The 1,452-nt window shown below is 55.3% G+C and carries 1 protein-coding gene; it reads right to left on the bottom strand.

Annotation, left to right across the window (positions count from 1 at the left end; translation table 11 throughout):
• Positions 1–134: 134 nt before the first annotated feature.
• Entirely contained in the window at positions 135–1,436 is a 1,302-nt protein-coding gene (locus tag NB063_RS30370) for an IS256 family transposase (RefSeq protein WP_250933270.1), read from the bottom strand.
• Between the last annotated feature and the right edge of the window lie 16 nt (positions 1,437–1,452).

The following is a 1,452-nucleotide window of genomic DNA, read 5'->3' as shown; positions in this document are numbered from 1 at the left end:
GGGGATGTCCCATTCGTTGTTGAAACTCGTGATGGTCTCTCTAGTAAAAACGTAAGTGATCGGGTTTGAGTGGGCAACAAGCCCCACCTCCTGGAGCTCGCCGTAGGCGAGCTCCAGGAGGTGGGAAAGCATTTTCAGCTGGTTTCTGATTCGGGTCTCGCCAGGGCTGCCAGCAGACGTGGTAGTGACTTGCATCCAGTGATCCGTCGAAAGCCTTTCTCGGCCTCCAGCAACGCGTAGGAAAGCCAACGACTTGCTTGATCCGTCTCAGCTCGAAAGCGTGTCACACGGTCGAGCTTGCGGCGTGTCGTGCGGAACGAATTCTCAATCGCATTGGTGCTCAGTAGGCAACGATGAAGCGTGTTCGGAACGTTCAAGCGATGCAACGCCAGAAGGTCTTCCCCGGCTTCATGCAGACTCGTGTGCGCCTCGGCGTTGATCGGCTTGATAAACTTATCCAGCTCATCAAATACTTCTTTGGCTGCCTCGTAGCCCTGGACGTTGCGAAGACGCGTGAACAAACGAGAGACCTCACCCCAATGTCGTTTGGAAAGCTTCGCCTTGAGATTCCGCTCTTTGTGAACCAAGCAGCGTTGAATCACTGCATCGGGAAAGTGTTCTTTGAGCGCACCACGCAACGCGTCACTTCCGTCGAGTACGACGTACAGACGATGAGAGCAAGTGAACCCGCGATTCGTAATTCGGCTCATTAAATCGCTCGCAATTTCCAGGCTTTCGCTGCTTCCCAGAACAAAGTCCAGCACCTGCTTGCGACCTTCGGTGTCGATCCCTAATGCGACGACTGCAGTCTGATCGCTACTCAAGCGAACCCCATCAAGCATCAGCACACACCAGCTCTGAGCCCCCAAGTCCTTGCCTCGCAATTCTTCGATGAACTTGTGGCCCACCTCTTTCCACAATCGCGAGACATTCGACCGGCTGACTCCCGGGGAATTCGGCTTGATGTCCTCGATCGCTCGACTGCTGACGCCGGACACGATCGCCTGGATGATCTGCGTCTGCAGCTGACTGGGATCCTTCGCCACTCGATACGTGGCCAGTTCGACTTCGTGACTGGCGCCGGTATCGTCCCTGCGGCGTACACGAGGCCGAACGACCTCTTCCCGTTCGCCCTCGTAAAGCATGCGTCCGGGACTGGTTCCGGCTCGATAGTGATCGCCTTCATGCGGTGCGTGCTTGGGACCACAGAGCTGCGTGACTTCAGCAGCCATCACTTCACTGATCATCTCGCGGACGTGGCCACGGATGAAGTCTCGAAAGACTTCCCCGGTTTCTGACGCTGAAACTTGTCCAAGAGATTGCAAAAGACTAACTTCATTCATGATGGTCTCCCCGTCGGTTGCCGCCGACGAAAATTGGAAAATTGCGAAGGGCAGATTCTGCCCTCCGGGAGACCGTCTTTCAACTTTCAACAATTTTTGGGACGCTTCC

Source organism: Aporhodopirellula aestuarii (assembly GCF_023701485.1).
GTDB classification, from domain to species: domain Bacteria; phylum Planctomycetota; class Planctomycetia; order Pirellulales; family Pirellulaceae; genus Rhodopirellula; species Rhodopirellula aestuarii.
The sequence above is the reverse complement of the archived record's forward strand: the minus strand, read 5'-3'. Positions and strand labels throughout refer to the sequence as shown.